This window comes from Streptomyces sp. NPDC046862, from assembly GCF_040704615.1.
Classification (GTDB): Bacteria; Actinomycetota; Actinomycetes; order Streptomycetales; family Streptomycetaceae; genus Streptomyces.
In genome coordinates, this window is record NZ_JBEYXP010000001.1 from 140,884 (window position 1) to 163,733 (window position 22,850).

The window sequence follows — 22,850 nt, forward strand, 5'->3', positions numbered from 1 at the left end:
AACCGGCCCGCAGTTCCCCGACAACGTCAGTCTCCGTCAGCCTCCGTCACCCCGGTCAGCAGTACTGGGCCTCTTTCCCGATGGACCGGTACATACAGTCCGCGTTCTCCAGCAACTGCAGCACCGCGTCCCGGTTCCGGGAGGTCTCCCGCTCGATGACCTCGTCGGGCGGGTAGAAACCGCCCCCGCCGGACGACGGATACATCTCGAAGGTGTAGCTGAAGATCTTCTGGTTGCCCCACAGCCAGTCGTCGATCGAGCCGTCCGTGATGTAGAGGTCGCTGGACTGCTCGGGCGTGTAGCCGTTGCTGGCCGCCATCTTCCGGCCGATGGTGGCGAACGCGTTGCGGTCGTCCGCCGTCATACCGGTGGTCGTGTCGGCGGTCGTGTACCCGAACGGCCAGAGCACCAGCTCGCTGTAGGTGTGGAAGTCGATGCCCGCCGTGATCTGCTGCTTGCCGCCCACGACGCGGCTGCGCACGAAGTCGGCGACGACCTTCACCTCGGGGGCGGACTCGGCCGACGCGCCGCGGTAGGTCTCCGAGGACGTGGAGCCGGAGGATCCGCCGCAGCAGCCCCACCGGTAGTTCCAGTTCCTGTTCAGGTCCGTCCCGACGGCCGACGAACCGCTGTTGGGCTGGCGGTTCTTGCGCCACGACCGATACGACCCGGTGGCGATGTCGTACTCGCCGCCGTCCGGATTGAGGTCGGGGACGATCCAGATCTCGCGGTTGTTCACCATGTTGGTGACGCGGGAGTCGGAGCCGTACCCGGCGCCGAGCTCACGGATGAGGTAGAGCGCCATCTCGACGGTGAGGTGCTCGCGGGCGTGCTGGTGGTGGGTGAACAGCACCTCGGGCTCGGACTCGTCGCTCGCGACGTTGTCGCTGATCTTGATCGCGACGATGTCGCGGCCCTGGTAGGACTTGCCGATCACGCGCTTGCTCATGATGGCCGGGTACGCGGCGATCCGCTGGTCGATCTCCGTGTTCATCTCGGCGTAGTTGTGATAGCGCGAGTCGGCCGAGGGGAAGTCCATCAGCCGTACGTCGTCCTCGCCGCCCGAGCGGTCGGGTACGGCGCCCGCCGGTGTGACGTCGTAGCCGAGTCGCTGGAGCTTCCTGATCTGGTCCGCGCGACCGGAGACGAAGACGGTGTGGTCGTCGGCGCTGTCCACGGTCACGCCCGCCTGCTGCAGTGCCGTGCGGGACTTGGAGTCCGAGTGCATGGCGACCTCGTACTGGCGGATGTCGTCCGCCGAGGCCTTGGGGCGCTGTGTGCTGGTCGCGGTGGCGTCGGTGGTGGTCGTCGCGGCGACGGGGGCCGCGAGGGTGAGGGCCAGGAGGCCGATGAGGGCGGCGGAGCGGCGACCTGGTCTGTTGCGGTCGCGTATGCGGAGTCGCATGAAGTCTCCTAGGTTCTCCGGGGTGTGGAGCGGGGGGTGGTTCATTGCGACGTACGGCTTGGCTTGGCTTGCCTTGGTCCGGTGCGGGTGTGGCGCTCATCGTGCGGGTGTGGCATGAGCAGGTCAAGAGTGAGAGTGGGGTGCGCCTACGCTGGCCTGAACTGCTCGAAGTCTGGCCGGGGTGGGTGGGTTGTGTGCGGGCAGGCGGCGGCTGGGAGTGCCTGCGCGGCAGGGTCGCATATCGACACTGGACCGCTGGAGGGCGGGGGCGGGGAAGGTCAGTTGGCCCCAACCAGTGCAAGCGGAGAACTATACGCGTGACCGGGGCAGTTATGGCATTTTTGCATAATTTGCACACCTGAGAGTGACGCCAATGTGCACGCCACCGGGCCGGCGGGGAGACTTAGGGCCCTGCGTTGAGCGGCACGCCGCTCAAGTTCATCCCGGTGTACATCAAGGACCAGAACGTCTGAGGGGAGGGAACCATGCTGACCGGACGGAAGTACCGCCTGGCGCTCACGAGCGAGCAGGCCGAGTCGTCTGAGGAGTTCGGGAACATCTGCCGGTCGGTGTGGAACACCGCACTCGAACAGCGACGTGAGTACCGGCGGCGTGGCGCGTGGATGAACTATGTGCCGCAGGCCGCCGAACTGGCCGACGCCAAGCGTGAACACGCCTGGTTGAAGGTCGCACCGTCCCACATCCTGCACCAGACGCTGAAGGATCTGGACAAGGCGTGCCGGGCGCACGGCACGTTCAAGGTGCGCTGGCGCTCCAAGGCTCGCTGGTCCCCCTCGTTCCGGTTTCCGGCCGGAAACCTCATCACGGTGGAACGCATCGGAAAGAAGCGGGGCCGGGTCAAGCTGCCCAAGCTCGGCCGGGTCACCTTCCGCTGGTCCCGCCCCCTTGGTGGCGAGGAGCGCACCAGCACGCCCCGTCGGCACGCCATGCAGGAGACGGCGGTCGGCATCGACCGGGGCGTGAAAATCGCCGTACCCACCTCGGACGGCGATTTCCACGACCGCCAGTTCGCCACTGAGGGCGAACAGACCCGGTATCGGCGGCTTCAGCAAAGGCTCGTCCGTACCAAGAAGGGCAGCGCGAACCGACGCAGGACGATCGCGGCGATAAACCGGATCATGAGCAGAGTCACCGACCGCCGCGCGGACTTCTGCGCCTGGACTGCGAACCGCATCACGCAGCGGAACGCAGTCGTCGTCCTCGAAAACCTCAAGACCAAGAACATGTCGAAGTCCGCGAAGGGCACCGTTGCCAACCCCGGCAAACAGGTGGCCCAGAAGCGCGGGCTGAACCGAGCCATCCTCGACAAGGGATGGCACCGACTCGAACTCGGCCTCACCAACGCCGCCCGGTACACGGGCACGACCGTGGTGAAGGTCAATCCCGCGTACACGTCCCAGACCTGCAACATCTGCAAGGTGGTGGACTCGGAGTCCCGCAAGAGCCAAGCGGTCTTCGAGTGCACAGCTTGCGGCCACCAGGCGAACGCGGACGTGAACGCGGCTCGCAACATCCTCAACGCGGCAGGGTATGCCGTGTCAGCCTGTGGAGACCTCGGCGCCGGCCGGTCTGTGAACCAGGAACTACCGGGACCCTGTGAAGCAGTACCGGTCCAACTGGCGATCCCGCTGGTTGGAATCCCCCGGCCTTAGCCGTGGGGAGGACATCAACATGGGCGGATCAGCGCCGCGAAGGGACCGCACCACCCACCTCCCGGTCGAGACGACCACCTTCGTCGACCGCCGAGGCGAACTCACCGAAGGCCGACGCCTCCTCGCGAAGGCCCGCCTCGTCACCCTCACCGGCCCCGGCGGCGTCGGCAAGACCCGCCTCGCCACCCGCCTGGCCGCCCACGTCGAGCGCGCCTTCCCGGACGGCGCCCGCTGCGTCCACCTCTCCGGCCTCCGCGACCCCGCCCTCGTCCCCGTAGCCGTCGCCGACGCCCTGAGCCTGCACGACAACTCCGACCAGCCCCCGCTCACCACGCTCGTGGACCAGCTCCGTGACCGCCGCCTCCTCCTGGTGCTCGACAACTGCGAACACCTCCTCACCGCCTGCGCGGAACTGACCGCGGCCCTCCTGCGCGGCAGCCCCGGCATCCGCATCCTCGCCACCAGCCGCCACCGCCTCGCCCTGACGGAGGAACACCTCCTGGAGGTCAGGCCGCTTCCCGTCCCCGACCCCGACGGAGACCTGTCCGAAGCCGGCGGCTACCCCGCGCTCGCCCTGTTCGCCGACCGCGCCGCGGCGGTCGTCCCCGGTTTCACCCTCACTCCGGCCAACCGCGCCTCCGTGGCCCGCCTCTGCCACCGCCTCGACGGGCTCCCCCTCGCCATCGAACTGGCCGCCGTCCGCATGCGCGTCCTCGGCATCGACCAGCTCCTCGAACGCCTCGACGACCGCTACCGCCTCCTCACCGCCGGCAGCTCCGCCGTACTGCCCCGCCACCAGACCCTCCGCGCCGCCGTCGACTGGAGCCACGAACTGTGCACGCCCCAGGAGCAGTTGGTGTGGGCGCGGGTGTCCGTGCTCGCGGGCGGCTTCGACCTGGAGACCGCCGAGGCCGTGTGCGCGGACGGCGAGCAGGTGATGTCGTACGACGTCCTCGAAGCCGTCGCCGGACTCGTCGACAAGTCCGTGCTGATCCGGGACGAGCACGCGGGAGCCGTCCGTTACCGGCTCCTCGACACCCTCCGCCACTACGGTCTCGACAAGCTCCGCCGCACTCTCGGCGCGGAGGCCGACACCCTGCGGCGGCAGCGCGACTGGATGCTGGAGCGCGCGGCCGCGTACGAGCGCGTCTGGTTCGGCCCCGGTCAGCGGACGATCGTCACCCGTCTCCGCGCCGACCAGGACAACCTGCGGACCGCGCTCGACTTCAGCCTGGCCACTTCCGGCGAGGCCCTGGCGGGGTTACGTCTCGCCGGAACCCTCTGGTTCTACTGGTACGCCTGCGGCGGCACCCGTGAGGGCAGGTACTGGCTGGAGCGCGCACTCGACGCCAACCCCGAGCCGACCCGCGACCGTGCCCGTGCCCTCTGGATCGCCGGCCTGCTCACCGGCTGCTCCGAGGACGTCGCCGGGGGCCGCCGCCGCGCCGAGGAGGCCCGCCAACTCGCCCTCGACCTGGGCGAGCCGGCGGAGGCCGCGCACGCCGAGGGCATCCTCGGAGTGATGACCCTCTTCGGTGACGACCTGCGGGGCGCCCTGGACCGCTTCGAGTCCTCCGTGGTCCGGGGCCCGGTGCACGGCACGCTCCCCAGCATCACCGGCCTCTACCAGGTCGGGTTCGCCACCGTTCTCGCCTACCTCGGACAGACCGACCGGGCCGTGGCCGTCTGCGAGGAGGCCCGCCGCCACTGCGAGGAGCGCGGCGAGGAGTGGGTCCTCAGCTACGTGCTGCGGGTACTGGCCCTCACGTACACCGTGAAGGGCGAGTGGCGGTGCGCGGAGTCGTACGGCCGCGAGGCGCTGCGTCTCAAGCGCGCGGTGCACGACGTGTTCGGCATCGCCCTGACCCTCGACCTGATGGCGCTGGTCGCCGCGGCGCTCGACGCCCCCGAACGCGCCGCCGTCCTGCTCGGCGGCGCCGAACGCGTCTGGGCCGACATCTCCAGCGGCCGTGTCGCGTCCACCACCTACACCGCGGCGCTCCGGGGCTGTGAGACACGCGTGGCCGAGGCCCTCGGTCGGCCGGACTACGAGCGGGCGCACCGGCGCGGGGGCGCGCTGGGACTCACCGAGATCGTCGAGTACGCCCTCCAGGAGCAGCAGGCGCGCAAACGCGGGCAGGAGAACCGCCAGGAGTGCCGGCCGGGCCCTGCCGCGCCTTCGGTGTGCGACGGCACCCGGCTCACCCGGCGCGAGGCCGAGGTCGCCCGCCTGGTCGCCGAGGGCCTCGCCAACCAGCAGATCGCCGACCGTCTGGTGATCGCCCGCCGCACCGCCGAGGGCCATGTCGAACGGATCCTCAGCAAGCTGGGGTTCCACAACCGCAGCCAGATCGCCGCCTGGGTGACCGCACAGACGCTCCCCGAGCAGCCGCCGTCCCCGGGGCCGCCGTCCACCCCCGCGCAGCCCGCACCGACGCTGTCGGCCGAGCGCTGAGCCTTCCAGATCCAGTACGTCTGACCGACAGTGCTTCTGACTGACAGTGCTCCTGTATGACCACTTCCGTGCGTACGTAGACGTTCCGCGTACGTACGGAAGCAGGTATTCCTACCCGTGCGCGGGGTGTCCGGGGACGGACACCCTGAACGCATGCTGCGACTTTCCGAGGGATACGAAGCACAGGAACAACTCTCCGACCAGGGCCCTCGGTTCGGCACACTTCCACCGTTGCCGATGGGAGCCGGACACCGAAGCGTCGAGTACGACCCCTGTCCCTCCGCCGCCGGGCAGGCCCGCGCGGAGGTCCGAAGACAACTGGAGAGCTGGGGGCTCACCGAGCAGAGCGAGACGGTGGAACTCCTCGTCAGCGAACTCGTGACCAACGCCCTGGTGCACGCCGAGAGCCGGCTGCGGCTGACCCTGACGGCCGCGCACGGTCTCCTGCGCTGCGAGGTGACCGACGCCGACGCCCGCCGTCCCCGTGTACGCCGGGTCACGCAGACGTCGGAGGGCGGCCGGGGGATGTTCCTGGTGGACGCGCTCGCCCAGCGCTGGGGGTGCCACGAGGACGGGACGGGGAAGACCGTGTGGTTCGAGCTCGGCACGTGCGGGCTGGACGGCTGCGGCCGGCGGCGTCAGCCGTAGCCCGCGAGTTCCGTCCCCCCTTCCGAAAGTATGCACAGCCCGGGCCCCGACGGCACGCCCAGCCGCCGGGGCTCGTCCCCTGCCTTGACCCCGCCGACCACCGACTTCCTTCACCGCACGCCCTCTTGTGCCCTCGACCGCTTTACGCTTTCTTGATCCGCATGGCGGACACCACGGACAACACAGCGACAGGCAAAGCCACTTCAGTCCCCCGCAAGTCCAGTTGGAAGTACATCGGCCCCGGCATCGTGGTCGCCGCGACCGGCGTCGGCGCCGGTGACCTGGTGGCGACCCTCATCGCGGGCAGCAACTTCGGCTACACCCTGCTGTGGGCAGCGGTGATCGGCTGTCTCGTCAAGATCTCCCTCGCCGAGGCCGCGGGCCGCTGGCACCTCTCCACCGGTCGCACCCTCTTCGACGGCTGGGCGAGCCTCGGCCGCTGGACGACGTACTTCTTCGCCGTCTACGCCGTGATCTGGGGCTTCGTGTACGGCGCGGCCGCGATGTCGTCGAGCGCGCTGCCGCTGCAGGCGCTGTTCCCGGACGTCATGGACCTCAAGTGGTGGGGCATCGTCTGCGGGCTGGTCGGACTGGTCTTCGTCTGGTTCAACAAGTACTCCGTCTTCGAGAAGGTCATGACGGTCCTGGTGGGCGTCATGTTCGTGGTGACGGTCTACCTGGCGATCCGCGTCACCCCGAACCTCCCCGACGCCTTCGCGGGCCTCCTCCCGGTCCTCCCCGACGAGAAGGACTCCATCCTCAACACCCTCGGCCTGATCGGAGGCGTCGGCGGCACGATCACGCTCGCCGCGTACGGCTACTGGGTCAACGCCAAGGGCTGGACGGACACCGGCTGGATGAAGGTCATGCGCCTGGACAACCGGGTCGCGTACGCCACGACCGGCATCTTCGTGATCGCGATGCTCTTCGTGGGCGCGGAACTCCTGCACTCCGCGAACGTCGCCATCGCGAGCGGCGACAAGGGGCTGATCCAGCTCGGCGACATCCTGGAGAAGGAGTACGGTTCGGCCACCGCGAAGTTCTTCCTGATCGGCTTCTTCGCCACCTCCTTCACCTCGCTGATCGGCGTCTGGCACGGAGTGAGCCTGATGTTCGCGGACTTCGTCGCCCGCTACCGCACGAGCGGCGGCGAACTGAAGGGCGAGGAGGTCGCGTCGGGCGAGCGGGAGCGGTCGTGGCCGTTCCGCGCCTACCTGCTGTGGCTGACCTTCCCGCCCATCGTCCTGCTCTTCCAGGGCGAGCCCTTCCGCCTGATCATCATCTACGGCGTCCTGGGCGCGGCCTTCCTCCCGTTCCTCGCGGGCACGCTGCTCTGGCTCCTCAACTCCGCGCGCACACCGAGGGAGTGGCGCAACGGACCGCTCAGCAACGTGATGCTGGCGATCGCGGGACTGCTGTTCCTGGTGCTGTGCGTGAAGCAGATCTGGGACCAGCCGTGGGCGGACTTCTTCTGATCAGCCCGCCGGGACGAGCTGCTCCCACTGCCCACTCGTGGCGATCTTCCTGAGGTCCGCCATGCTGAGAGCGGGGGTGGCGCGGGTCGGGGCGGTGACCTGGGAGCCGGAGTTGAAGGCGCTCACCACGACCCGCAGACCGTCGGTGCGGATGGTGTCGGCGGTCCACATCACCAGAGCCGGGCCCTTGTCGTCGCCCGGGCCCTTCTTCGTGGTCACCTTGGTGCCGTCCGGCAGGACCTCGGCGTCGGGCCCGAAGAGCTGGCTCTCGACGTCCGACATGCCGGGCTGCACGTTGATCTGCACGAAGGTCGCGCCCTTGCCGTCGTCGACGACGACAAAGCCGTACTCGGACTCCTGACCCCCCTTCGACACCACCCGGACGTCCTTGGGCAGCAGACTGACGAGCGTCTTCTGGATCGCCGGGCCGTCGGCGGCCGGGGGGTCGGCGGGCGCGGCAGGGGAGGCGGTCGTCCCCGGGCCCTCGGGGATGGCGTCCACAGCCGTACGCCATGCCTTGGCGGTGACGACCTTCTTCAGCTGCGCGGGGGAGAGAGGCGGGTCCGGCCTGGTGATCGGAGAGCCCTTCTCGGCCGCCGCGTTCCACTCGCTCAGCGAGACGTGCTGCCCCTCCGGGGTGACGAGCTCGGCGTTCCACCACTTGGTGTCCACGCGCCGGTCCGGATACTCGTAGCCCTGGAAGATCATGAGCAGCGAGCCGTCGGGGAGCCGGCTCGTGGAGCAGGCGTCGTGCGGGGTGAGCTCCTCGGCCGGGCACGTGGTGACCTGGCGGGCCTGCTGACTGCCCGGCTCGATCCGGCCCATGCTGATGCCGATCGCGGCGGGGCCCTTGCCGTCGTCGTGGACGAGATGAGCGTAGGGGCCCAGCCCCGCACCGGTTCCACGGGAGTCCTCGCCGCTGAACCTCCCCTCCGGGAGCAGGCCCTTGAGCGTGCGGAGCAGTTCGCCGCCCGACATCGGCTTGGACGGCGTGGGGGAGGCGGACACGGACGAGGACCACCTGGGCTTCGGATCCCCCGCCACGGACTCGTCGCCGGCGCCTCCGCCCCAGGGCACGAGCAGGGCTCCGCCGACTCCCGCGAGCGCGACGCCGGCGACACCGCCCGCGACGGTGGCCCGGCGCCGCCGCAGCAACCTGCGTCCCCGCACCTCGCCGCCGGAGACCAGGGCGGCACCGTCTGCCTCGAAGGCTCCGCCCGCCTGACGCAGGGCGTCGCCGAGCCGGTCCTCGAAGGGGCCGAAGGGGTCCTCGTGATGTTCGACGGACATGGCGAACCACCGTTTCTGGAGGGGGTACGTGAGTGGGTGTGTGGCCGGTCAGGGGGCGGCGTACTCGCCGAGGTCCTCGCCGAGCAGCTCCCGGAGCCGGGTGAGCGCGCGGACGCAGCGGGTCCGTACGGCGGCCGAGCTGGCGTTCATCACGTCGGCGGTCTCCTCGACGGAGCGGTCCTCCCAGTACCGCAGGACGATCACGGCCCGGTCCTTGGCGGGCAGTTGGGCGAGCGCCTGTACGAGGGTGAGCCGCAGCGGCGTGTCCGCTCCGCGCGGGTCCGGCAGGTCCGGGAACGTGTCGGTGGCCCTCTCCGTGCTGCTGCGCCGCCGTTGGTGGGCGAGGAAGGCGCGGGTGAGGACGGTCTGCGCGTACCCGGCCGGGTTCCCGACCCGTGACACGCGCCCCCACTTCACGTACAGCCGCCCGAGCGTCTCCTGCACGAGGTCCTCGGCGAGATGCGTGTCCCCGCCGGTCAGCAGACAGGCGGACCGGTAGAGATGCCCCGCGCGCGCCGCCGCGAACTCCGGGTAGCCGTCCGCGCGGACGTGTCTCATGTGTTCCCCCTGCGCTCGTGTGGGCCCGTGCCACCGCTCCACTTCTCTGATGCGGTGGACCCCGGGGAATGTTTCACCGATGGGCGAGAGATACGGTGCGTTGAGGATCACATCGACGGCACCAGGAACCATGCGCGAGGGGGACGCACGACGATGCAGCAGCCCGACCAAGGCCCACAGCCGTCACCGCCACCGCCCCCCGGCTTCGGCCCTCCGCCACCGCCGTACGCGCCACCCGCGCAGCCGTACGCGCCGCCACCCGTGCCCGCCCAGTCCCCCCAGGGCTACGGGGCGCCGCCGCCACCCCAGCCGTACACCCCGTCCCCGTACCCGGCAGCGCCACCGCCGACGGCCCAGCCGGTCGCGCCCGCGGGCCCGGAGTTCCTGGCCGTGGACCGCCACAACTCCATCGTCGTCGACGTCTCCGGCGTCTCCTTCGAGGACCACGGCCGGAGCATCGACTTCTCCTGGCCGGAGATCCGCAGCGTCCACTACAAGCCGCACACCGACAACAAGGGCCTCGTCATGGGCGTCGTCCACGTCGACGGCCGCTTCTACGAGTGCGTCGTCGACGCCAAACGCCACGACCGGCTCCAGGAGTGGTTCGCCCACCTGCTTGCGGTGCTGCAGTACTACCGGCCCATGGGGTGAGGGACCGCCCGGCACGGTTTCGGACTGGTGGGTGATGTCTAGTCGACGCGTCCGTAGCGAGTGAGCAGACGATCAGGACAGCAGTTCAGCGAAATGACTGGGCACGCTGGGCAGCCGGCACGGAACGTGGTTCTGCGACACCGATGATGAACTCCTCCCGCGGCCGGATCTCGGCCGACCACCCCAATGCGGCAAGCTCGCCGGTGAGTTCACCCGGGTCATGGAGGACCTTCACGATGCGGTACTGGCTGCCGTCGTCGAGCCGACGCACGTCCGCAGCCACTTCCTCACGGACGGCCGCGGTCGGGCCTTCGTCGATGAAGACGGCTTTGCCATGTGGCGCGAGTGCGGCAGCGACGATGTCCCAGAAGTCGCCGAGCCGTGACGGCGGAACATGGGAGAGGAAGAAGGCGAAGAACACGGTGTCGTAGCGGCGCGGTGGCCGCCACCGGAACACGTCGGCCCGGTCGAACCGGACATGGGAGGAGGTGACCCGCTCTCGCGCGATGTCCAAGACCTCCGGTGACGCGTCGACAGCGGTCACCGAGCGCGCCCGTACGGCCAGCGCCCCCGTCCACTGCCCCGTTCCGCAGGCGAGCTCCAGCACATCTCCGGCAATAGGGAGGTCGTCGATCACGGTCACCAGCTCACGCAGATCCTCACGCTCGGCATAGACCCGGTCATACTCGGGCGCGCGGGCCCGATAGTAAGCAACCTGCTCCGCCAGAAGGGCATCCTCATCGATTGCCATGGCCCTGACCCTAGAGGGCTGGGCCGTATCGCAAACGGTCCCGGAACAAGCCAATCACCGGGGCTACTTGAGATGAGTACGTAAGCTTTGCACTGCGTCGGGTTCTTCGACATGAGGCCCCGCTTGTGGAGCTCGGGTGCATCACGTGCACGCCGCTGAGGGGATCGTCCCCGTCGTCCTGGCCGAGCGTTATGAGATGACCGACGGACCTGCGGCGTACAGGCCCCGCAGGGCTGGTCGACTCCGAACTCGTAAGCCACTTCCCAGCGAACGTCCGGAATGATGATGTCAGCCGTCTCCACAGGGTGCCCATCTCCAGCACCGCCACGCCCCCTGTGGCGCACGTCACCGGAACCACCCCCACCCGGCGGAGAGTCACGGGTGTGAGGTGTATGAGGTGCATAGGACATGAGTGACCGCTTGCGCGCGCGGATACGGGCGGGTGACCGTGAGGCCTTCGCGGAGATCTACGAGGAGTACGCGCGCACCGTCTACAACCACGCCTACCGGCTGACCGGTGACTGGTCGACCGCCGAGGAGGTGATGGCGGACACCTTCCTCGACGCCTGGCGCACCCGGGAGCAACTGGAGCCCGACGGCGGCACGGTGAAGCCGTGGCTGCTGGGCATGGCGACGAACAAGTCCCGCAACGCCAACCGCGGCCTCGGCCGCCGCCTGGCCTTCCTGGCCCGCCGCCCCGCACCGGACCCCGTCGAGGACTTCGCCGACGAGGCCGCGGGCCGCCTCGACGACGCCCGCCGGCTGGATGCCGTTCGGCAGTGCTACGACCGTCTGCGGCGCGGCGAGCGGGAGGTGCTGGCGCTGTGCGTGTGGTCGGGGCTCGACTACGCGCAGGCGGCCCGGGCCCTGGGCGTCCCCGTGGGAACCGTGCGCTCGCGACTGTCCCGGGCACGCGCGCGGCTGCTTCGGCTGACGGACGAGCAGCTCAGGAAAGCGAGGGAAGCGAGGGGAGAAAGCATCCCAAAAGACAGGGAACTGGTGCGCCGTCGCGGAGAGATACCCGGTGAGGCCGCGTTCGCGGCCCTTCCACTGCAGGAGATTCAGGAGGGACCCCGATGACGGAGCGCGAGGAACTGGCCCGGCTGCTCCCGGCCCTGCCCGAACGGGACCTCCCTGCTGGTCGCCACTCCCACCACAAGGACCGTTTGATGCAGCTCATCGACGACGACCGGACGCCCGCCACCGCTTCCGCCCCACACAGCCGCCCCACTCGACCCCGGTTGCTGCGCCCCGCCGTGTGGATGCCCGCCTCGGCCCTGGCGCTGGCCGGCGCCCTGACCGTCGGCCTCGTCGCGAACACGGACTCCGGCTACGGAGTCCAACCGTCCGGCAGCGAGACCGCCGTGGTCCTGCTCGACCGTATCGCCGACGTCGCCTCGAGGACGGAGGCCACACCCGTACGAGACGACCAGCTGGTCTACATCAAGAGCCTGGACGCCGGGGCGGAGTACCAGGAGGACAGCGGTCGGTACAAGCCGGGGCAGCTGAGCGAGCGGGAGGCGTGGTGGTCCCAGGAGCCGGGGCCGGTGAAGATACTGGCCCAGTTCTACGAGGGCGGCGGCTACTCCCCGCTCAGGGAGCTGCTGCCGCCGGGCTCGCCCGGCACCCCGGCCGGAATCGACCGGCCCACGTACAAGTGGCTGGCCTCGCTGCCCACCGACCCGGACGAACTGCTCGACGAGCTCGACCGCCTGACCAAGAAGGAGAAGGACCAGGAGCGGGCGCAGGCCGTCTTCGACACGATCGGCGAACTGCTGGGCAAGGCCATGCCGCCGCGGACCGCCGCCGCGCTGTACGAGGCCGCCGCGAAGATCCCCGGGGTGACGCGGATCGAGGACGCGGTGGACCCGGCGGGCCGGCACGGCGTCGGCATCCGCCGCGTCGACAAGCGGTCCTCCTGGGCCACCGAGTGGATCTTCGACCGTGACACCCTCGCCTACCTCGGCCGCCGCACCTACCTGTCGAAGGACGGCCCGACGGGCAAGAAGGGCACGGTCCTGGCGGAGACCGCCATCTTGAAGCGGGCCATCGTCGACAAGTACCGCCAGCGGCCCGGTTCCGACGCGAAGTGACACGGCGCCGTCCCGCGCCCTGGGTTCCGGCTCGGGGCGCGGAACGGCTTTCGGCCAGGCCGCGTGGAATCCGGATCGCCTGGGTGACGGCGGCCTCGGCGGGTGCACTGGCTGCTACGAGCGGTGGTCCCGCGGCCATCCCTGTGCGTCGAATACGGCGATGGGGTCCAGGTAGTCGCGCCAGTGCGTCACCTTGCGGTCTTCGATGGTCACGACGGAGACGAAGCGGTTGTCGTACGGCCGTCCCGTCCTGACCGACGTGCCGTGCACCTCGTACTCCAGGACGACCACCGAGGTCTCGGGGGCCCGGTGAACGCGGAGATTGTCCGCGCTGCGCAGCTTCATGTAGTCGCCGTAGTCGCTGTACAGGTCGATGATCCCCTGCCGCCCCTCGACCCGCCGGGGGTAGCCCGGCACGGTGATCACGTACTCGAAGACCACGTCCTCGGCCAGCAGGTCGTAGTAGTCCTCCCCGTCGACCAGGCCGTCCAGCCCCTCCTTGATGACGCGGAAGAACGGGCTGTTCGCCCCGAAGGGAGCGTTGTCGCTGACGGTCTTGGTCACTTCGCCTCCGAGGTCCAGGCGTGGGCGGTGCGCTCGGCGAACTCGCGGAAGGTGGTGGCCGGCCGACCGGTGACCTTCTCGATGTCGCCGGTGGGCGTGGCACCGTTGCCGGTGATGATGGCGCCGGTGAGCCAGCGCATCATGACCTCGTAGTCAGCGGGGACGCCCGCGGCGAGCGCGCTGTTGATCCACGTCTCCTGGTCGATGTCGTCGTAGGCGACGGGGCGGCCGCTCACGGAAGCGATGGTGTCCGCGATGTCCTGGAAGGTGAGGGCCTGCGGGCCGGTGAGCGAGTAGGTGGCGCCGGCGTGGGTTTCGGGGGCCAGCAGCGTCTCGGCCGCGACCGCCGCGATGTCGACCGCGTCGACGAAGGCTTCCCTTCCGCCTGCGCTCGGGGCCGTGATCAGTCCGTCGATGACCGGGAGGTGGTCATCGGCGAAGTTCTGCATCACCCACGACGGGCGCAGGACCGCGTGCGTGATGCCCTGCCGGGAAGCGAGATCGGCTTCGACGGCCGCGATGTCGATCTCCGGCGGCGCCTGGTCGGCGTGGTAGACGCTCAGGTGGGTGACGTGGCGCACACCGGCGGCCTCGGCGAGATCCAGGAGGGCGCCGACCTGGCCGGCGTAGCTGACGCGCAGGGTCGGTGTCACCAGATAGAGGCGGTCGATGCCGACCAGGGCGTCCGCGTGGGTGCTCGGGTCGTCCCAGTCGAACCGGACGTCCGCTCCGCCACGCGCCGCGGTACGGGGGGTGATTCCTCGCGGGGCGAGCCCGGCAGCCAGCAGTGAACCGGTCCGGCCGGTGCCGCCCAGGATGAGTGCGGTGAGTGCTTCGTTGTTCATTGCTCCATGCTCGAAGCTCCGGGCGAGACGATCCATGTGTGTTCCGCTCGGATTCATATGTGAAGCTCTCATGCCTTGACCCTGATGCTCGCGCTGGTCAAGCTGATCCCATGGATCTGCTGTCTGACCACCTGCTGCGGGCGCGCGCCACCGGCGCGGTGTTCGCGCGGACGGTCGCCGAACCTCCGTGGGGACTGCGGCTGGGCGGTTCGATACAGCTGTCGGTGCACACAGTCGTCCGCGGCCGCGGCTACCTCTGGCTGGACACCCCCGGCAGCACCGTGGAGCTCATACCGGGAAGCGTCACCCTGGTACGCGGCGGACCGAACCACTACATCGGGCATGAACCGGGCGCCGCATGCCTGGAGCCGGAGGAGTTCCGGGCACGCCACGTCCGGACGAGCCCCGGGGACAACCCGCAGGCCACCGTGTTCCTGTGCGGCGCCTACCAGTTCTCCGGCGACGTCGGCAGCGGGCTCCTGGACGCACTGCCCCAGGTCATGACCCTTTCGGCGGCCGACGACGATCCTCTACGGGACGTGATCACTTTGCTGTCCCGCGAACTGGTCCGCAACGAACTCGCCCAGCAGATCGTCCTGGATCGCCTCCTGGACCTGCTTCTCGTGCTGGCCATCCGCAGCGACTTCCGCCGCAGCACCAGGGCACCGCGCTGGTACCGGGCATCCTCGGACCCACGGCTGGGCGCCGCGCTGCAAGCCATCCACGACGACGCGGCTCACCCGTGGACGGTCCCCGAACTCGCCACGATCAGCGGCCTGTCGCGGGCCGCCTTCGCGCGGGTGTTCCGGGAGGCACTCGGCCAGGCCCCCATGCAGTACCTGACCGAATGGCGCATGACCATCGCCCGCGACCACCTGCGCGCCGACGATCTCACCTTGCCCCAGATCGCCGACGCCGTCGGCTACGGTTCGCCCTTCGCTTTCGCCGCCGCCTTCCGCCGCCACCACGGAGAACCGCCCGGAACCTGGCGTCAGAGGGAACGATCGGCCGCGGAGACGCGACCGCTCACCACGCACCACGGCTCGTGAGCAGCGCCGACCGCAGGACCCCAGCCGGGGGCTGCTGCTGATGGTGGGTGAGATGCCTGCCACGTCGGCCGTGGCCTTCGCCCTGCTTCCCCGCCCGCCGGGTCCCGTCCAGGGACGAGGCCATCGCCGACTGACGGGGCTCCCCAGGGACCTCTGCCGTTCGCTTCGCAGCCGTACGACGACGCGTGACCGGACTTCGATCGGCGAGATCCGGTTCCGGTGAGCCCTTGCCCTTGGCGGTGGGAAAGACGACGGGCAGGCTGTGAGGAGGGGGAGGCCGAGGGACAGCGCATGGGGGGCGCGGTGAGAGAACGCACGCCTGGGGCGCAACACATCGGGCGATTAGCGCTGTGGACGGCCGCCGCTGCCGCCGCAGGTGCCGTGGGCGCTTGGGGGTATGCGCGCACAGGAGCCGAACCGGCGGCCGTGGTGCTCGATCTCGTGATGGGTCTCGCCTATGCAGCCGCCGGCTTGGTCGCCATGTGGCGCCGGCCGGCCAACGGCACCGGCAGGCTGATGCTCGCCGAGGGGCTGACCTGGTTCCTGGGCAACCTTCAGGGATTCGACCAGCCGCTGGTCCTGGGCGTCGGCGCCTGGTGGGAGGCGCTGAACCTCGCGGTCCTGGCCCATCTGCTGCTGGCCTTCCCAGAGGGCCGGGTGACGGGCCGCCGGGGGCGGCGGACGGTGGCCGCCGGGTACACGCTGGTCGCGGTGGGCGGGCTGGCCCGGGCGCTCTGCTACGACCCGGCTGCCGACCGGGCCAGTTCCTATCTGGTGTGTCCCGGCTGTCGCGGAAACGCGCTGCTCGTCGTGGACGACCCCGACCTGTTCGCGGGGGTCGACCTGGTCTACCGCTGGGCGGGGGCCCTGCTGACCTTACGGATCGTCGTGCTGCTGGTGGGCCGGTGGCGGGCGGGCAGTCCGGCGTACCGTCGACTGCTGCTGCCGGTCGGGGTGCCCGTGGCACTCACCGTGGCCTTCGTCGGCTGGGAGATCGTGTATCTGGCGCTGCCCGGACTGCTGGGTGGCACCGAGCTGTTGCCCCTGGCGCTGTCGGACCTCAGCCAGGTCGCGGTGCCGCTGGCGTTCCTGGCCGGGCTGCTGCGGACCCGGCTCCGGCAGGCCGGCGCCGGCAACCTGGTGATCGCGGCCGGGCGGGATCCCACGCCGGACCGGCTCCAGACAGTGCTGCGCGATGTGCTCGGCGACCCGACCCTGCGGCTCGGGATCCGCCGCGCCGGCGCGCCCGACCGGTACGCCGATCCCGAGGGCCGCCCCGTCCCCGCCGCGGGCCGCGGCCGTATCGGCGCCGGCGCCGCGGTGACTCCCATAGGGAGCGGCGCCCGGCCCCTCGCGGTCCTGCTGCACGACCGGGCCCTGGGCGAGGAGCCGGCGCTGCTCGCATCGGTGTCCGCCTCCGTCGCGCTGTGCCTGCGCAACGTGCAGCTCACACAGGAGGCCGCACAGACCGCCGACCGGGCCCGCGGCCTGCAGATCCGCCTGTTGAGTGCCGAGGAGGAGGAGCGACGGCGCCTGGAGCGGAACCTGCACGACGGGGCGCAGAGCCGTCTGGTGTTCGCGCTCATGGGACTGCGGCGGATCGGCACCCGGTGGGGCGGCGGTGACCCGACGCTGCGTGCCGCGGTCGATGAGACCGAACAGACGCTGCACACGGCGCTGTCGGAGCTGCGTGACCTGGCCCACGGGCTCCACCCGGCCGTGCTGTCCCGCGCCGGTCTGAGCGCGGCGCTCACCGCCCTGGCCGAGCAGTCCGGCATACCCGTGGTGATCATGGCCGACGTCGGCCGGCTGCCGCCGCTCGCCGAGACCACGGCGTACTACGTGGTCTGCGAAACCCTGACCAACGCCGCCAAACACGCCCGCGCCCGGGCGGTCACGGTCGGCGTCCGCACGGAAGGCGTGCGGCTGGTGGTCGAGGTCACCGACGACGGCGTCGGCGGGGCCGATCCGGACAGCAGCGGGCTGCGCGGCCTCGCCGACCGGGTGGCCGCCGTGGGCGGCTTGCTGCGCGTGGACTCCCCCGCCGGGGGAGGCACCCGGATCCGGGCGGAGCTGCCGTGCGAGTGATCATCGCGGAGGACTCCGCCCTGCTGCGCCAGGGACTGGCCCGCCTGATGGAAGACCTCGATGTCACCGTCGCCGCCCAGACCGGTGACGCCGAGGGCCTGCTGGACCTGGTGGCGGATGTCCGCCCCGACGTGGTGATCATCGACATACGCATGCCGCCGACCCACACGAACGAGGGCGTCCTTGCCGCCGACGCCATCCGCAGGCGCTTCCCCGGTACAGGAGTGCTGCTGCTGTCCCAGTACGTCGAGACGGGTCGCGCGGTTGAGGCCATGGCGCACGACGGGCGGGGGTTCGGCTATCTGCTCAAGGAGCGGATAGCCGACGCCGCAGAGCTCTCCGACGCCCTCAAGCGCATCGCCTCCGGCGAGTCCGTCGTCGACCCCGAGATCGTCCACCGCCTGATGCGGCGGCCCCGGACGGCCGATCCCCTGGGTACCCTCACCCCGCGCGAACGCGAGGTCCTTGCCCTCATAGCCGAAGGCCGCTCCAACGAAGCCATCACCGAACGCCTGCGTATCGGCGCGAAGACCCTGGAGAGCCACATCCGCAGCATCTTCGCCAAGCTCCACCTGGAGCCGGACCTGGCCGCCCACCGGCGCGTCCTCGCCGTACTGGCCTACCTCCAGGCGTGACCGGATAGTTCACTCGCCGGCGGCACCGGTCTCCTCGGCCCTCGCGACGACGGCCGCACGGTAGCTCGCCAGTTCGTTCAGGGACCTGCGGACGTCCTTGCCCAGTTCGGCTGTGAGCTCCCGGCGCACCTCCAGCGCGGTCGACGACAGCCGGCTGCGCACCGCGCAGTCCCCGTCGGCGACGGCGACTGCGGTTTCCCGCTTCCTGAAGGCGGAGGTGGCGCCTGTCTTCCTGTACTGGTCCCGCAGGGCACGGTACGCGGTCTCCGGACTGTCGTACGTGTGCTTCCGGGCGGACATGCACGCGCGCCACACCCGCAGGGCCGAGCGGTACTCCGGCGTTGCGGGGACCCGGTCGGCCAGCTGGTTGTCGATGGCCTCAGGGGTGTAGGAGACGCGCGCCCACAGAACGACACTTCCCGCAAGCCGCCGCCTGCTGTCGGCCTCACAGCCCTGCTCGGGAACACGGAAGCGCCCCCTGCCCGGGATGTCGACGGTGGCCTTGCGGTCGTCGCGGCCGAAGAGCGTCAGGTCGAAACGGCGCTGGTCCCGAGGCGACAACACCGCGTAGTACCGGTCGACGGCCGAGGCGGGCCTGCCCGAGGCGGCGGAGCTTGACGCGAGGCCGTATCCGCTCTTCCTGCGGCGCGGCAGCTCCGCGGCCGCCGCATCGTCCGCCGGGTCGGGCAGGGGAGCCACACCGGCCGCCGGGTACGAGAACCCGTGGTCCTCCATGCACCGACGGGTCAGCCGGTCGAGCGCCGACTGCAGTGCCCGTTCCGTCTCGGGCCAGGCACCGGACCGGGTGGCCAGATCGACCGCGGACGCGCCGAGCCGGCCGTCCTCAGGCAGAGCGGAGGCCCTGGGCAGCGGTGTGACCGCGGGGGCGGCCGGTCGCGACGATGCGCAACCGGCCGCCCCGACGGCGACCACCAGCGCGAGGCACAGGCTTCGCGCCAGACGTTTCATGCTTACCGGCACCAACGGTTGGAGCTGATGGCGTCGTTGAAGGCGGGGTCGTTGTACCCCGTGGCGAAGTCGGCCACCTCGTCTCCTCTGCTGAGGCTGTGCCACCTGCCACCGCCGTTGGCGTTGGTGAAGAAGTAGACGGTGCACTGTGTGCCGCGGTTGGCGATCGAGCTGATGCAGTCGTTCCACGTACCGGGATACCTGGTGCACCCGGAGCTGTTGCGCAGGTTCATGTAGTTGTCGTTGTCCCCGCTGACCTTGCCCATGGTGCCCCGGTAGCCGCTGTCCACCCAGAAGCAGGCGTAGGTCGAGGGGCAGGAGCTCAGGCCGCTCGCCTCGACGTCACCGGGCGTGGCACCGGACGTGGCGGCGGAGGCGACGGGTGCCGACGCCAGCAACGCCACCGCCCCCGCAAGTGCGGCGAGTTTCTTCTTCACGGAGTTCCCCTCTCGTACGACGGATGTGGTCGGTGCGCCGGTCCTGCGCGCCGACCCGACAGACGACGGCCGGAGACCAGGTCCACGGGCTGTCTGTCGCTCCATGACGGTAGGTGCGCGGCAGTCGGGGAACATCAGGGCAGGCCCTGAGGAGAGAACCGGCCGCCCCGGGATCGCGCCGCACCTGAGGCCGGGCCATGGTCCTCTCCCACTCGGAGGAAGCGGAGCGTCAGGGCAGCGTATGTACGTGCGGTCCCACGGCACCTGACCACACGTTGCCCGCCAGGGCGTCCCAGTTGGTCGACCACGTCATCGCGCCCCGCAGGTCCGGGTAGGTGCGCGAGGGCTTGAAGGAGCCGCAGTTCGTGCCCCGGGTCAGGCAGTCCAGCGCGTTGTTCACCACCGAGGGCGCCACGTAGCCGCTGCCCGCTCCCCGCGTCGACGCCGGGAGGCCCAGGCCCACCTGGGACGGGGACAGGCCACCCTGCAACTGGATGCAGGCCAGGGCCGTCAGGAAGTCGACCGACCCCTGGCTGTAGACCTTGCCGTCACAGCCCAGCATGGAACCGCTGTTGTAGTACTGCATGTTGACGACCGTCAGGATGTCCTTCACGTTCAGCGCCGTCTGGAAGTAGGAGTTCGACGTCGACTGCATGTCGATCGTCTGCGGCGCCATCGTGAGGATCAGTGACGGCCCGGCCTTGGCCGACAGTGAGCGCAGGGCCTGCGTCATGTACGTCGCGTTGAGGCCGTTCTCCAGGTCGATGTCGACGCCGTCGAAGCCGTACGTCTGCATCAGGGAGTAGACGGAGTTCGCGAAGTTCGTGGCCGACGCCGCGTCGCTCACGCCCACCGTGCCGCGCTCCCCGCCGACCGAGACGACGACCTTCTTGCCCGCCGCCTGCTTGGCCCTGATGTCGGCCTTGAACTGGTCGACGGTGTAGCCGCCCAGGCCCGCCGAGTCGAGGTTGAAGGTGACGGCGCCCGGAGTGGTCGTCGCGTCGGCGAAGGCCACCGCGATGATGTCGTACTGGGACTGGACGTCCGCGAGGCGCTGGACCGTGGCGCCGTTGTTGAAGTTCTGCCAGTAGCCGGTCACCGCGTGCTTGGGCAGCGTGGTGCCGCCGCCCGGGGACGTGGTCGTCGTGCCCGTCACCGTCGCCGACCTCGCCGACTCGCCCGCCGCGTTCGTCGCCGTGACCTGGAAGGTGTACGAGGTGGAGGCGGAGAGCCCGGTCACGGTCGCCGACGTGCCGGTCACCGCCTGGACCTTGGTGCCGCTCCGGTAGACGTTGTAGCCCGTCGCGCCCGACACCGTGTTCCACGCCAGGGACACGGAGGACGAGGACGACCCCGACACCGTCACACCGGTCGGGGCGGACGGGACCGTGGGCGGCTGGTCGCCTCCGCCCCCGCCGTCCGGGCCGAACACCGACACGTCGTCCGCGTAGTAGGCCGCCTGCCCGTACCAGCCGTGCGTGTAGAGGGTGACCGAGGTGGTGGACGCGCCGGTGGTGAACGTCGTCGTGAGCTGCTTCCAGTCCGTGGTGTCCGGAGTCCACGTCGACACGTCCGTGGTGCCCGTGCCGCTCGCGCCCAGATAGGCGTATCCGCCCCGCACCCACGCGCTCAGCGTGTACGTGGAATTGGGCTTCACCGCGACCGTCTGGACGCACTTGGCGTTGTCCTGACCGGCCGGGGTGGCCTTCAGGGCCGCCGAGCCGCTGCGGACGGGGGAGGAGACCGTCGTACCGCTGCTCGCGGAGCAGGTCCAGTTGGTCAGGCCGGACTCGAAGCCGGCGTTCTTCGCGTTGTTGACGTCGGCGGCCGAGGCCTGACCCGCGCCGGCGAGGGCGAGGCCGGTGGCGGTGAGGACGGCGGCGAGGGCTCCTGCCCAGGTCCGCCGTCCGCGTCTGCGCATGCCTGGTACGCGGCGCACTGATGCCTCCCGTGGGGAGTGGAGGGGGGGAAGTGGATAGAGGAATCCGTCACGGTGGCCACCGCTGGACGTACAAGTTGGTCCAGACCAATCAAGTTGTCAAGGTTTCGCGTCCGACCTCAATCCCCGTACGTCAGTGCCGAGTTGAGGCATATGCGTCTCACTCTGTGTGGGACACGCCGCACCTTCCGTGAGTTGATCAAGGAGATTCGGTGTTGAGCGGGCCATGCCGTGGATATGGTGCTGATGCAAGACGATGCGAAAAGACGTGACGATGCGAAAAGACGTCACGAAGTCACAGGGGTCATCTGAGGCGGTGGTCGACCACCCCCGCCGCAGCCGGAACGGGGTGGTGTGCACGGTGCCGACCGCGATAGCCGTCACCAGTCCCGACCTGGTGCTCCCGCCGCACGACCGGCAGACCCCGCCCGCCTCCGTCCAGCCGCAGGACACGCTGGAGAGTTCCCTTCTCGGGATGCACGCGCTCGTCGAGCAGCACGGGTATGTGATCGCCCTCTACGCGGCCTCCGCCGAGAACGCCGGGTCCGCCGCGCCCGCCGAGCTGGCCGTCGCGCGGCGCCTCCACACCGTTCGCTCCGTGCTCGAAAGCGACCGGATCGCCCTGCTCGGGATCGATCTACCGCCGCTCGGGATCGCCCTGCTGTCCCAGCAGTTGCGCCAGCTGTCCGTGTGCGACTTCAGTCCGGGCGTGCTGGCCTCCTCCGCCCGCCTCCTCGCCCACTACATCTACGCCGGCGCCCTCCTCGGCTCCGTCACCAAGCTCGACCGGGTGCCGGTGTCGCTGAAGTCCCACGCCAAGTCGTGGGTTCCGGGCGCCCAGTTCGTCGTGCTGGCCAACCCGAGACCCCAGCTCGTCCGCCTCGGCCAGGGCCAGGAGGAGCTCGCCGGGCCGGAGTTCGGCACGCGACTCCTCGTCGCCAACGGGCCCCAGCCGCCCTCCGACTGGGTCACCTCGACGCTCGCGCCCGCCTGGCAGGTCCAGGGCGTGGCCACCGTGCCGCTGGCCGCCGAGTCCGCCCGCTGGTGGGGGACGGGCAAGCTCGTCGAGTTCGCCGCCGGGCTGTACGACGTGTCCGTGCTCTACCAGCTCGTCTCGTCCGTGCGCCGGGAGACGTGCCACTGGTGCGGACTCGAACTCATCGGGGACCGCTGCGGGTTCTGCGCGGCACCCTTGTCGACGTTGTCCACCTCTTTACCCCCCGTCCAGCCGTCGGCCGCGCGTGCGCTACCCCGAGGCGCAACGTGAGTCACATGCGAACAACTCCATAGCAAGCACGACCGCTCGACCCCGTCCGCCCCCACCG

The 22,850-nt window shown here is 70.2% G+C and carries 20 protein-coding genes; 11 read left to right on the forward strand and 9 right to left on the reverse strand.

Annotation, left to right across the window (positions count from 1 at the left end; translation table 11 throughout):
• Window positions 1-55 precede the first annotated feature (55 nt).
• Window positions 56-1,405 carry a M14 family metallopeptidase gene (locus tag AB0959_RS00655; protein ID WP_366824014.1) on the reverse strand — a complete coding sequence of 450 codons (1,350 nt, stop codon included), beginning with the start codon at window positions 1,403-1,405 and terminating at the stop codon, window positions 56-58.
• Between the two features lie 485 nt (window positions 1,406-1,890).
• Between AB0959_RS00655 and AB0959_RS00660 the strand changes: the two genes are divergently transcribed.
• The 4 genes from AB0959_RS00660 (at window position 1,891) to AB0959_RS00675 (ending at window position 7,656) form a co-directional block, all read left to right on the forward strand.
• On the forward strand, window positions 1,891-3,078 hold the full coding sequence (locus AB0959_RS00660) for a transposase (protein ID WP_366824015.1): 1,188 nt from the start codon (window positions 1,891-1,893) through the stop codon (window positions 3,076-3,078).
• Between the two features lie 19 nt (window positions 3,079-3,097).
• A complete protein-coding gene (locus AB0959_RS00665) occupies window positions 3,098-5,533 on the forward strand; it encodes a LuxR C-terminal-related transcriptional regulator (RefSeq protein WP_366824016.1) in 2,436 nt (811 codons plus the stop codon).
• Window positions 5,534-5,686: 153 nt separating this feature from the next.
• The gene (locus AB0959_RS00670) at window positions 5,687-6,181 is read left to right on the forward strand and encodes an ATP-binding protein (RefSeq protein WP_366824017.1); all 495 of its coding nucleotides are present in this window, start codon (window positions 5,687-5,689) and stop codon (window positions 6,179-6,181) included.
• Window positions 6,182-6,342: 161 nt separating this feature from the next.
• Complete coding sequence (locus AB0959_RS00675; RefSeq protein ID WP_366824018.1) at window positions 6,343-7,656, forward strand: Nramp family divalent metal transporter; 1,314 nt, start codon at window positions 6,343-6,345, stop codon at window positions 7,654-7,656.
• Here AB0959_RS00675 and AB0959_RS00680 read toward each other — a convergent pair whose 3' ends face one another.
• Together AB0959_RS00680 and AB0959_RS00685 are read right to left on the reverse strand one after the other, a co-directional pair.
• Window positions 7,657-8,946 carry a hypothetical protein gene (locus AB0959_RS00680; RefSeq protein ID WP_366824019.1) on the reverse strand — a complete coding sequence of 430 codons (1,290 nt, stop codon included), beginning with the start codon at window positions 8,944-8,946 and terminating at the stop codon, window positions 7,657-7,659. It lies immediately after the preceding gene.
• A 48-nt stretch (window positions 8,947-8,994) separates the two neighbouring features.
• Window positions 8,995-9,504: a SigE family RNA polymerase sigma factor gene (locus AB0959_RS00685; RefSeq protein ID WP_366824020.1), complete on the reverse strand. Its 510-nt coding sequence runs from the start codon at window positions 9,502-9,504 to the stop codon at window positions 8,995-8,997.
• 153 nt (window positions 9,505-9,657) lie between these two features.
• Between AB0959_RS00685 and AB0959_RS00690 the strand changes: the two genes are divergently transcribed.
• Complete coding sequence (locus tag AB0959_RS00690) at window positions 9,658-10,155, forward strand: hypothetical protein (protein ID WP_366824021.1); 498 nt, start codon at window positions 9,658-9,660, stop codon at window positions 10,153-10,155.
• 85 nt (window positions 10,156-10,240) lie between these two features.
• Here AB0959_RS00690 and AB0959_RS00695 read toward each other — a convergent pair whose 3' ends face one another.
• Window positions 10,241-10,906, reverse strand: coding sequence for a class I SAM-dependent methyltransferase (locus AB0959_RS00695; protein WP_366824022.1), 666 nt, complete (start codon window positions 10,904-10,906; stop codon window positions 10,241-10,243).
• A 408-nt stretch (window positions 10,907-11,314) separates the two neighbouring features.
• Between AB0959_RS00695 and AB0959_RS00700 the strand changes: the two genes are divergently transcribed.
• Both AB0959_RS00700 and AB0959_RS00705 read left to right on the forward strand, forming a co-directional pair.
• A complete protein-coding gene (locus AB0959_RS00700; RefSeq protein ID WP_366824023.1) occupies window positions 11,315-11,986 on the forward strand; it encodes an RNA polymerase sigma factor in 672 nt (223 codons plus the stop codon).
• Window positions 11,983-12,999: a CU044_5270 family protein gene (locus tag AB0959_RS00705; RefSeq protein ID WP_366824024.1), complete on the forward strand. Its 1,017-nt coding sequence runs from the start codon at window positions 11,983-11,985 to the stop codon at window positions 12,997-12,999. The genes AB0959_RS00700 and AB0959_RS00705 overlap by 4 nt, the downstream gene beginning before the upstream one ends.
• Before the next feature lie 114 nt (window positions 13,000-13,113).
• Here the strand turns inward: AB0959_RS00705 and AB0959_RS00710 are convergent, their stop codons facing one another.
• Both AB0959_RS00710 and AB0959_RS00715 read right to left on the reverse strand, forming a co-directional pair.
• The gene (locus AB0959_RS00710) at window positions 13,114-13,563 is read right to left on the reverse strand and encodes a nuclear transport factor 2 family protein (protein ID WP_366824025.1); all 450 of its coding nucleotides are present in this window, start codon (window positions 13,561-13,563) and stop codon (window positions 13,114-13,116) included.
• The gene (locus AB0959_RS00715) at window positions 13,560-14,408 is read right to left on the reverse strand and encodes an NmrA family protein (RefSeq protein ID WP_366824026.1); all 849 of its coding nucleotides are present in this window, start codon (window positions 14,406-14,408) and stop codon (window positions 13,560-13,562) included. Before AB0959_RS00715 ends, AB0959_RS00710 begins: the two co-directional genes overlap by 4 nt.
• Window positions 14,409-14,518: 110 nt before the next feature.
• Between AB0959_RS00715 and AB0959_RS00720 the strand changes: the two genes are divergently transcribed.
• The 3 genes from AB0959_RS00720 to AB0959_RS00730 all read left to right on the forward strand — a co-directional run bounded on the left by AB0959_RS00720 (window position 14,519) and on the right by AB0959_RS00730 (window position 18,180).
• Complete coding sequence (locus AB0959_RS00720) at window positions 14,519-15,457, forward strand: AraC family transcriptional regulator (RefSeq protein ID WP_366824027.1); 939 nt, start codon at window positions 14,519-14,521, stop codon at window positions 15,455-15,457.
• Between the two features lie 426 nt (window positions 15,458-15,883).
• The gene (locus AB0959_RS00725) at window positions 15,884-17,545 is read left to right on the forward strand and encodes a histidine kinase (protein ID WP_366824028.1); all 1,662 of its coding nucleotides are present in this window, start codon (window positions 15,884-15,886) and stop codon (window positions 17,543-17,545) included.
• Entirely contained in the window at window positions 17,542-18,180 is a 639-nt protein-coding gene (locus tag AB0959_RS00730; protein WP_366824262.1) for a response regulator transcription factor, read from the forward strand. The genes AB0959_RS00725 and AB0959_RS00730 overlap by 4 nt, the downstream gene beginning before the upstream one ends.
• 9 nt (window positions 18,181-18,189) lie before the next feature.
• On the opposite strand, the gene AB0959_RS00735 is transcribed toward AB0959_RS00730, so the two are convergent.
• The 3 genes from AB0959_RS00735 to AB0959_RS00745 form a co-directional block, all read right to left on the reverse strand.
• On the reverse strand, window positions 18,190-19,149 hold the full coding sequence (locus tag AB0959_RS00735) for a hypothetical protein (RefSeq protein ID WP_366824029.1): 960 nt from the start codon (window positions 19,147-19,149) through the stop codon (window positions 18,190-18,192).
• 2 nt (window positions 19,150-19,151) lie between these two features.
• Window positions 19,152-19,586 carry a peptidase inhibitor family I36 protein gene (locus AB0959_RS00740; protein WP_366824030.1) on the reverse strand — a complete coding sequence of 145 codons (435 nt, stop codon included), beginning with the start codon at window positions 19,584-19,586 and terminating at the stop codon, window positions 19,152-19,154.
• 229 nt (window positions 19,587-19,815) lie between these two features.
• The gene (locus tag AB0959_RS00745) at window positions 19,816-21,507 is read right to left on the reverse strand and encodes a glycoside hydrolase family 18 protein (RefSeq protein WP_366824031.1); all 1,692 of its coding nucleotides are present in this window, start codon (window positions 21,505-21,507) and stop codon (window positions 19,816-19,818) included.
• Between the two features lie 334 nt (window positions 21,508-21,841).
• On the opposite strand from AB0959_RS00745, the gene AB0959_RS00750 reads away from it, so the two are divergent.
• On the forward strand, window positions 21,842-22,792 hold the full coding sequence (locus AB0959_RS00750; protein WP_366824032.1) for a hypothetical protein: 951 nt from the start codon (window positions 21,842-21,844) through the stop codon (window positions 22,790-22,792).
• Window positions 22,793-22,850 lie beyond the last annotated feature (58 nt).

Coding starts and splice junctions, on each gene's coding strand:
- AB0959_RS00655 (WP_366824014.1), bottom strand. CDS start 1,405: ATGCGACTCCGCATACGCGACCGCAACAGACCAGGTCGCCGCTCCGCC.
- AB0959_RS00660 (WP_366824015.1), top strand. CDS start 1,891: ATGCTGACCGGACGGAAGTACCGCCTGGCGCTCACGAGCGAGCAGGCC.
- AB0959_RS00665 (WP_366824016.1), top strand. CDS start 3,098: ATGGGCGGATCAGCGCCGCGAAGGGACCGCACCACCCACCTCCCGGTC.
- AB0959_RS00670 (WP_366824017.1), top strand. CDS start 5,687: ATGCTGCGACTTTCCGAGGGATACGAAGCACAGGAACAACTCTCCGAC.
- AB0959_RS00675 (WP_366824018.1), top strand. CDS start 6,343: ATGGCGGACACCACGGACAACACAGCGACAGGCAAAGCCACTTCAGTC.
- AB0959_RS00680 (WP_366824019.1), bottom strand. CDS start 8,946: ATGTCCGTCGAACATCACGAGGACCCCTTCGGCCCCTTCGAGGACCGG.
- AB0959_RS00685 (WP_366824020.1), bottom strand. CDS start 9,504: ATGAGACACGTCCGCGCGGACGGCTACCCGGAGTTCGCGGCGGCGCGC.
- AB0959_RS00690 (WP_366824021.1), top strand. CDS start 9,658: ATGCAGCAGCCCGACCAAGGCCCACAGCCGTCACCGCCACCGCCCCCC.
- AB0959_RS00695 (WP_366824022.1), bottom strand. CDS start 10,906: ATGGCAATCGATGAGGATGCCCTTCTGGCGGAGCAGGTTGCTTACTAT.
- AB0959_RS00700 (WP_366824023.1), top strand. CDS start 11,315: ATGAGTGACCGCTTGCGCGCGCGGATACGGGCGGGTGACCGTGAGGCC.
- AB0959_RS00705 (WP_366824024.1), top strand. CDS start 11,983: ATGACGGAGCGCGAGGAACTGGCCCGGCTGCTCCCGGCCCTGCCCGAA.
- AB0959_RS00715 (WP_366824026.1), bottom strand. CDS start 14,408: ATGAACAACGAAGCACTCACCGCACTCATCCTGGGCGGCACCGGCCGG.
- AB0959_RS00720 (WP_366824027.1), top strand. CDS start 14,519: ATGGATCTGCTGTCTGACCACCTGCTGCGGGCGCGCGCCACCGGCGCG.
- AB0959_RS00735 (WP_366824029.1), bottom strand. CDS start 19,149: ATGAAACGTCTGGCGCGAAGCCTGTGCCTCGCGCTGGTGGTCGCCGTC.
- AB0959_RS00745 (WP_366824031.1), bottom strand. CDS start 21,507: ATGCGCAGACGCGGACGGCGGACCTGGGCAGGAGCCCTCGCCGCCGTC.